Here is an 8,131-nt window from a genome sequence, read left to right as displayed (position 1 = left end):
CTGTCCTCATTTCAGTAAAAGTGCAAGGTTTTGTTTAACATCCTATAAAAACCCTTGCATCTATTATATCAATCATTAGTTGTAAAAGGCAGCAGAATAAGCATAGTTTATTATTCAGTAGACATTAAATAGTTTAATTCATTTATGCGGCCGAGAAGAGTTGAACTTTTACATCCATATTGGATACCAGCCCCTCAAGCTGGCGCGTCTGCTCAAATTCCGCATTTTCATGTATAAATGTTAATTTACCAACGTTTAAAGCTAATTTCAAATTATATATAATCTTCTAAAATAAAAAGCACACACAAACCTACAGTAAAACACGCACCTTAAAGAGTCAATATTTTTTTATCTTATATATAGCATATTTTTTTATCTTATATATAGCATTTTTACGTTTCATGTCACGCAATACCACTTTTAATATGCAGTTGATAAAGTTCTAAAATCAATTAACTTATTTCTTCAATATTGCATCCAGTAATTGTAATGAGATTAATTTCTCAATGTCTTTATTAATTTCTCTAACGTTATCCAACTTGTCTAATCTTCCAATCATAATTTTAAATATAATATCTCTTCTAATCTTTTTTTTATCTTCTTCTTTTTGAGAGTTTAATAATTCGTCAATTTTCAAATTTATAATTTTCATTTTATCTTCTATGCTAAGAGGTTTATACTCTATAAAATTATCAAATCTAGAGTATATAGACGCACCTAATGTTTTTTTGATATCATTTAAATTTCTAAAATTTGAAGTACATATGATTATGCTATTTTTCAAATTCACTTTATATAATACATCTTTAAATATACCTTCATCAAATACTTCATAAAATGCACTATACAATGAAGGATCGACCTTATCAAATTCATCCAATAATATAACGTTAGACTCTCTATTCACTAATTCATAAGATAATGAGTCGGTTCCTTGTTCGCCTCCAAAGAGAAAATTATGAGCTCGCTGATTTTGAAACATAGATAGTTGTTGTCTAAAAAATTTCCCACCAAGTATTTCCCCAATAAATTTAGCTGTTTCAGTTTTACCCACACCAGTTGGCCCGTATAACATAATCACGACTGGTTTACTTTTTCCAGCATTTAACAAAGGTACCAAACTAATTAATATTTCCTTTTTTGCTTCACGTTGTCCAATTATATTCAATTCAAACTTATCATTAATGTCTATCAGATTTTCTTCAGTTAACTGATTATATTTATATTCAATTTTTTTAAAGTTTATCTTTAATTCTTTAGCTTGTTCATAAATTTTTTGTGGTGGATTTTGCATGTAAACATTTTCAATATTTAACTTACTAATTCTCGAAAAGAAACTTAAGAGTAAATTTTCGCTTATTCCGTTGAATTCATCTGAAAAACAAACTAAATTCTTATAGGTAGGTTGTTTTTGTTTTGGAGTTTCTTGTCCTTCAACTTTGTGCCATGTGGTATTAGATATAGCTATAAGCACTTCTACTATCTCGCTTAGCGTACTATAATCTTCTAATCTTTCAGTTACTTGTAATTCAAAATGACTTTTGGGTCCTATGAAAACAGTTACTTTATTCAGATTCAACACCTGCCAATACTCCTGCTAATACAACATCAAATAAGGGCAGTATTTCTTGTTCTTGTTCTTGTTTTTGCTCTTGCTCTTGTTCTTGCTCTTGTAATTGACCTTTAACTGTTTCATAATCATCTGAAACTGAAGTAACTGCAGTTGTATTAGTATCTTCTTCATTAGCCATATCCACAAAAAAGTTCTCAACAACCAAATTTTTTTTATCTATTTCTCCTACTCGAATTGCATAGCACGTTATATTCATTGTTTGTAAGTCACCTATGCTGTAATTGTTCTTAAACGTATTATTATTAAATCTTAAGACAACTTTATCTACATCTTTACTTGCTAATATCTCGTAGTAACCTTTAGCATCATTTAGTGTTTCATCTAAAAGTTTTATATCGAAATCTTCCATATCATCTGTATTGTCTTTCATCATTTTTAAATAAGGTGTAAACGTTTTTAAATATGCAAAAGAATTTTTCTCTAAAGTAAGATTATAATCAGTAAATTCGTGTATCTCGGCGTTATCTTTTTTAGCAACAAAGTCTGTTAGTATAGTATTTGACAAGGTTGTTTTAAGCATTTTATTGTTGTTTTTTGAAAATGCAGCTTCTGTTGAGTTTGAAGCACTCGCACCAAAACTCATCATTCCAAACAAAAAGTCTTTAAATTTAACTTTACCCTCAGCCAACAATTGCGTGTTATTGTCAAATGAATTTCCTGCATTTTTTACTATTTCATCGTTAAAAAAATATCTACCATTGTTAATAATATCTAAATATTCCAAAGCTGAGTCTTCATCGAAATAAATAACTTTTATTAGTCTAACGCTATCGGTCATACAATACTCTCCTCAAAAAATATTCTTTTTCAATGCCCTTGTTACTAAATTATAACATTAAAGAATTGTAATATCAGAGCATTAGTAATTAACTGTTAGGTGTTTATTTTTAAATATTTTAGCTTTCAGAGCTGCTTTTTTTAGGTACGTATTTTTAAATTAAAGAAGGTTATTTGTAGCTTATAATTCCACTTAAATAGTGAGGCACATAATCTATCACGCTAGCCCACTCGCAAAAATACAGCCATTTCCCTCACCCTCAAAAGAGTAAGGAAATCAGCTGTAAACGTTAATGCTATACTTTTCATTCAATTTATGCGGCCGAGAAGAGTTGAACTTCCACATCCATATTGGATACCAGCCCCTCAAGCTGGCGCGTCTACCATTCCGCCACGACCGCTTATCGCAACAAAGACTATTCTAACAATATTTCAAAAGATTGTAAAGCAGACTTTGATGGGATATCTGAGAAAACACTCTCTCTAAAATTGCTCTGAATTCTTGTAATAATAAATCGCTAATTGAGTTCGATCTCGTAAATGGAGTTTCTCTAAAATAATGGATAGGTAATTACGAATCGTCCCTTCACTAAAGTGCATTTTTTCAGCAATTTCTTTATTGTTCAGTCCTTGTGATACCCAATACACTAGCTCTCCTTCTTTTTCAGTCAAAAGAGGAAAAGAGGAACCTTTTTTCTGCTCTTTAAAAAAGTATCCAGGAATTTTGACAATAATTTCATCTCCAAATACTCGCTGTCCAGACGCTACTGCTTCAATTGCTGGAATAATACTGTCGTAATCTGTTTTCATCAAATAGCCTTTAGCACCTAACTTCAGCGCATCTATAATGTATTCATCTTCTAAAAAAGTTGTCAGATAAATCAATTTCGCATTCGGGTCCAGTTGAACAATTTGTTTTCCCGCAGTAATGCCATCTAATTCCGGCATACGAATATCAATCAAGACAATATCCGGTTGATATTGTTGATAAAGGCTGATGGCCTCATTTCCATTTTTCCCTGTGTTGCAAATTTGATACGGGTTTGGAAAGTGTTTGGTTCCCATCTCGATGATTGTTTGAAGACCATTGATTACCAAAGCGTCATCATCTATTAATAGAATATTCATCCTGCTTCCCCCTTTTTCGGAATAACAACAAAGATACGAAATCCATTTTCATAATTGAAATGGATATGGCCATTCATTTGGCTTACCCGTTCTTCTATATTCAACAATCCAATACCTTTGGGATGCTTCATTTGATATTCTGACACTGTTCCATTATCCGCTATCAATAATGTCCATTGATGACTTACTTCTGTAAATCGGACTTGAACAGAGGTGGCTGTTGAATGTTTATTGATATTTGTTAAAGCTTCTTTCACTATGTTAACGACTGAATGAGCGGTTTGGTTATCAATCAGTGCATAATTTTTGTAGCGGAAGCTGATAGGGCATTTAGAAAATTGGTGCACAAGCATCCGTAATTCTTCTTCCAAATTCACCGTTGTTTGTCGTTCTGTGTGGATAACCGTCCGCACATTACTCATGCTCGTGCTCAACACTTCTTTTACTTGAGTGAGAGAAGACTTCACTTCTGGTTCAGTAGCTACATATTCTAGAGCACCAATTTGAATAATGGCACTGCTCAACTGATGCCCTAGAAGGTCATGGATTTCTTCTACAATTCTTCTCCGTTCTTCTAAACGAGATGAATTTACTTTCTCATCTTGCAAATGCAATAGGCTATCTTGTTCGTTTTTAATACGCTGATTTAAGAAACGTAATGTATCTATTTCTTCAAATGAGGCTTTTTCAAATGTTTGACTGTTATCAATAACCGTGTGGATAATCGAAGCTATCCAACACAGACTTGTAATAAAAAAACTTATATAAATGGATTGCCCTATCCCTAATCCCAACAAAAGTGGCAATAGAAACAAACTGTAGTTTTTGTAGGATTGAAGAGAATATTCATAAAAAATAAGAGGCCAAAATAAGTACAGTTCAGGCAGGAAAATGCTGGTGAGAAAGAATACACTAAAATAAATGAGATAACGTCTAGGCACATCTAAGTTCTCTGTCAATAAGTACAATGCACCATAAATAACTACTATACATAGTTCCATAATTGGAAATGAATTTGGTTCGATAATCATTTGAAGCAAAAATATCATTCCTAATAAAACAGCACGTATTCCTAGTTCCAACCATCTCATATTCTCCCCTCCTCATAAGAACAGTTTACCATATTTACTAGTTGTTTTTAGTGACAGATGTCATCTGATGAAGTGACAAATTATCATTCAAAATCGCATACCTATTTGACATAATAAAAGAAAGAGTAAGGAGGAGAAATAAGATGGTAATCGAAGTCCATGATTTGGTAAAACGGTATAAAGAGTTAGTAGCACTTGACCATTTTAGTATGTCCGTCAATGAAGGTGAAATTTATGGTCTATTAGGTCCAAATGGAAGTGGTAAATCAACTGTTATCAATTGTATGCTATCTCTTTTACGATACGAAAAAGGTTCTGTAGATATATTTGGAGAAAAAATGCATCCGAACAATTATGACATCAAAAAAAGAATTGGCCTGGTGATGCAAAATATTGGAGTATATGATGAACTCACTGTAGAAGAAAACATCGATTACTTCTGTGGATTGTATATTCAAAATAAAAAACAACGGAAGCAATACGTAGATGAAGCCATTGAATTTGTCGGCTTGGAAAAATTTCGTAATTTCAGACCTAAAAAATTATCGGGCGGGCTCTTGCGACGGTTGAATTTAGCTTGTGGTATTTCTCATAAACCTGATCTGATTATTTTAGACGAGCCGACAGTAGCAGTGGACCCGCAATCTCGAAATCGTATTTTAGATGGAATCAAACAATTGAGAGATGAAGGAAAAACCATTATTTACACCACACATTATATGGAAGAAGTAGAATTGATTTGTGATCGTTTGACTATTATGGACAAAGGCAAAGAAATTATTACTGGAACAAGTGATGAAATCAAAGCTATTTCCCAGCATGGAGAAGTTGTCAAAGCAGAAGTCTTTGATTTGCCGGAAGAAACGCAACTTAAGATTCAACAAATGCCTGAAGTCTCAGGATTCCATTACCACCAAGGTGATTTGACCGTTCATTTCCAAAAAGGAGCTAGTCATCTGATGACTTTAATCGGATTATTTGAAGATGAGCATATCACTCTATTGAACTTAACCGTCCAACGTCCAACATTGAATGATGTCTTTCTGGAAATCACAGGAAAGGAGTTGCGGGACAATGTTTAGTCATTTGCAAAAATATGCTGTTAAAAATTTTTTTCGCAACAAAGACGGCGTAGCATTCGGTGTCATTTTCCCTCTCGTTTTTGGGCTCATTTATCTCTTTGCTTTCCAAGGACTAATAGCGACAGATACTGTTTTAGAAACGGTTCCCGTAGCAATGGTTTTTGAAGGTAACGAAGAAGAAATTGACAGCGCAAAAGATTCTTTTTCTTCCATTGCTACTCCAGCTAGTTTAGAACAGGATGAATTGGTAGCCAATGAACTAACGGAAAATGACTATATGATGTATTACGAAACAGATTCTCAAACAGCTCAGCAACTACTGGAGGATGGTGCAGTGGAGGATATTATTTATGTGGATAACACGGACCAACAATTTGATATCGCTTTGACAGTAGCTCCTAATGCCGCAAATTCTATGTCTTCCACGATTATTTATACCGCCTTGAACACTATGGCCTCTATCAATGGCACAATTAATACACTATACACCAATGCTGCGCAAAGTGATGATCCCCAGCAATCGATTATGGCTGTTAATGAGTCTCTAGCTAGTTCTAATATGTCGAAATCATTCATAGCAGATTCAGCTAAAGATAATGGCACTACTGGGATGAGTATTTTTTATTATGCTTGCCTAGCTTATATTTGTATTTTCTTCATGTCTATTGGGGTTAGTATGGTGACGGACAATGAAGCCAATTACTCTCCAGCTGCCTTGCTTGTCACAGCAAGCCCAGTTCCTAAAAGCAAGCGTTTTAGAGCCATGTTTATCACTGGCGCAGTTTCTTGTTTAGCTATTGTCTATCTCTTATTGATTATTTACAATCTAAACGGCGTTCCACTAGGTAATGATCCTTTTCGTCTAGTTGCATTGATGACACTAGGTGTATTGGTTGGATTATTACTTGGTACGGCAGTAGCTAGTCTCTTGAAGGCTAACACGAAAGTTTTGATTGGTATTTCAATTGCAGTACCGCTTGTGCTTGGTGCTTTATCTGGTTTGATGGTGATTGACTTAAAATATTTCATTATGGAAAAAGCTCCCTGGCTAGCCAAAATCAACCCAGTCTCTCTCATCAATGATGCTATTTATTATTTAAACAGCTATCCCACTTATGAACAATACAACGAGAATATGTTGATTTTAAGTGCTTATGCCATTGTCTGTTTGATGATTACTTTAATGGCATTGAGGAGGACTGATTATGAAAATCTTTAAACTTTTCTATCAACTGTTAAAAGACAATTCAACTTCGATTATTTGGAATGTCTTATTGCTATTGGCAATTGTTATTCCTGTAAATGCCCTGTTCAGTAACAGCTATACTAGTCAATTTGAAGTGGCACAAAGTGATATCGGAATTATCAATTACGATGACGATGACCCAGTCTCACAAAGCTTGCTGAATTATTTGGAGAAACAGTTAAATGTAGTTCCGGTTAGCAATACACCGGAAGATATCGCTGATACTCTTTACTATCAAAATGCAGATTATATTTTAACCATCCCAGAAGGTTTTGGAGAATCCATTATTGATTCTGCTAAAGAAGACATTCCATTAGAGAAAACCGTCACACAATCCTTAGAAAACGAAGCTTTTGTAGATATTTTAATCAATACCTATCTAACGAATTTACAATTGCTCTCTTCTCAAATAACGGATTTTACGGATTCCACTCAACTAACTTCGGCTCTAGCCGACCTAAATCAACAAGCAGACCAGTCAAATGTAGAGATTATCCCTTCTGAAACCAATGCAAACGTTTCTCTGCTGGCGTTTGGTACCAACTACGCTTATTTTATTTCTTATATTATGATTACCACGTTCATCACCACTTTTGGGTATGCCATACTTGCTATGCGAAATCCTGAAATTATGAAGCGAGACCGGATGGGAATGGTAACAGAAAGTCAGCGGTGGGTACAAATCTTATGGGGTTGTATTACATTTAGTATAGTATTTTGGTCACTTTTGATGGTCGGGGCAATCGTCCTCTATGGGGTAGAGACTATTTTTTCTCAAAAAGGATTGCTGTTAGCACTCAATAGCTTTATTGCAATGTTTGGTATTCAAGCAATGGCCTACTTCTGTGTCACTATAGCCAATTCTAAAGGAGCCATTTCATTTTTATCAACAACAGTCAGCTTGGTGCTAGCCTTTGCCAGCGGTATATTTGTACCGCGTGCATTTGTCAGTCCCCTAATGCAACAAGTCGCTTCTTTTGCCACCCCTATTTGGCAAGTTAAGGGAACAGAAATCGTTCTAGACAGCACGACACTTTCGTTAGAGAGCATTCAGCCTTTTTATACGATGTTAGGGACACAAATACTGATTGGGTTTGCTTTTTATGCCGTCAGTTTTGTCATCCAAAAATACCGACAGCAAAATAGTATTTACTAATAACAAAAAGAGCGTGGA

At 34.3% G+C, this 8,131-nt stretch carries 7 protein-coding genes and 1 tRNA gene; 3 read left to right on the top strand and 5 right to left on the bottom strand.

Annotated features, from left to right (window positions below; genetic code table 11):
- Positions 1 to 457 precede the first annotated feature (457 nt).
- The 5 genes from ACEN4L_RS08395 to ACEN4L_RS08375 all read right to left on the bottom strand — a co-directional run bounded on the left by ACEN4L_RS08395 (position 458) and on the right by ACEN4L_RS08375 (position 4,629).
- Complete coding sequence (locus tag ACEN4L_RS08395; RefSeq protein ID WP_407097229.1) at positions 458 to 1,582, bottom strand: AAA family ATPase; 1,125 nt, start codon at positions 1,580 to 1,582, stop codon at positions 458 to 460.
- Positions 1,566 to 2,411, bottom strand: coding sequence for a DUF6414 family protein (locus ACEN4L_RS08390; protein WP_407097230.1), 846 nt, complete (start codon positions 2,409 to 2,411; stop codon positions 1,566 to 1,568). The genes ACEN4L_RS08395 and ACEN4L_RS08390 overlap by 17 nt, the downstream gene beginning before the upstream one ends.
- A gap of 316 nt (positions 2,412 to 2,727) precedes the next feature.
- Positions 2,728 to 2,811, bottom strand: a tRNA-Leu gene (locus ACEN4L_RS08385).
- A gap of 82 nt (positions 2,812 to 2,893) precedes the next feature.
- Complete coding sequence (locus ACEN4L_RS08380; RefSeq protein ID WP_407097231.1) at positions 2,894 to 3,538, bottom strand: response regulator; 645 nt, start codon at positions 3,536 to 3,538, stop codon at positions 2,894 to 2,896.
- Positions 3,535 to 4,629 carry a sensor histidine kinase gene (locus ACEN4L_RS08375; protein WP_407097232.1) on the bottom strand — a complete coding sequence of 365 codons (1,095 nt, stop codon included), beginning with the start codon at positions 4,627 to 4,629 and terminating at the stop codon, positions 3,535 to 3,537. Before ACEN4L_RS08375 ends, ACEN4L_RS08380 begins: the two co-directional genes overlap by 4 nt.
- Positions 4,630 to 4,772: 143 nt before the next feature.
- Here ACEN4L_RS08375 and ACEN4L_RS08370 point away from each other — a divergent pair, with 143 nt between their 5' ends.
- The 3 genes from ACEN4L_RS08370 to ACEN4L_RS08360 are packed head-to-tail and all read left to right on the top strand — an operon-like array spanning position 4,773 to position 8,113.
- Complete coding sequence (locus ACEN4L_RS08370; protein WP_407097233.1) at positions 4,773 to 5,711, top strand: ABC transporter ATP-binding protein; 939 nt, start codon at positions 4,773 to 4,775, stop codon at positions 5,709 to 5,711.
- Positions 5,704 to 6,930, top strand: coding sequence for an ABC transporter permease (locus ACEN4L_RS08365; protein ID WP_407097234.1), 1,227 nt, complete (start codon positions 5,704 to 5,706; stop codon positions 6,928 to 6,930). Before ACEN4L_RS08370 ends, ACEN4L_RS08365 begins: the two co-directional genes overlap by 8 nt.
- Entirely contained in the window at positions 6,917 to 8,113 is a 1,197-nt protein-coding gene (locus tag ACEN4L_RS08360) for an ABC transporter permease (RefSeq protein ID WP_407097235.1), read from the top strand. The genes ACEN4L_RS08365 and ACEN4L_RS08360 overlap by 14 nt, the downstream gene beginning before the upstream one ends.
- Positions 8,114 to 8,131 lie beyond the last annotated feature (18 nt).

It is taken from the genome of Desemzia sp. FAM 23988 (genome assembly GCF_045528365.1).
Taxonomy (GTDB): Bacteria; Bacillota; Bacilli; order Lactobacillales; family Carnobacteriaceae; genus Desemzia.
The sequence above is the reverse complement of the archived record's forward strand: the minus strand, read 5'-3'. Positions and strand labels throughout refer to the sequence as shown.

Bases quoted from the DNA above. Each gene is read 5' to 3' on its own strand.
- ACEN4L_RS08390 (WP_407097230.1), bottom strand. From the start codon at position 2,411: ATGACCGATAGCGTTAGACTAATAAAAGTTATTTATTTCGATGAAGAC.
- ACEN4L_RS08365 (WP_407097234.1), top strand. From the start codon at position 5,704: ATGTTTAGTCATTTGCAAAAATATGCTGTTAAAAATTTTTTTCGCAAC.
- ACEN4L_RS08360 (WP_407097235.1), top strand. From the start codon at position 6,917: ATGAAAATCTTTAAACTTTTCTATCAACTGTTAAAAGACAATTCAACT.
- ACEN4L_RS08370 (WP_407097233.1), top strand. From the start codon at position 4,773: ATGGTAATCGAAGTCCATGATTTGGTAAAACGGTATAAAGAGTTAGTA.
- ACEN4L_RS08375 (WP_407097232.1), bottom strand. From the start codon at position 4,629: ATGAGATGGTTGGAACTAGGAATACGTGCTGTTTTATTAGGAATGATA.
- ACEN4L_RS08380 (WP_407097231.1), bottom strand. From the start codon at position 3,538: ATGAATATTCTATTAATAGATGATGACGCTTTGGTAATCAATGGTCTT.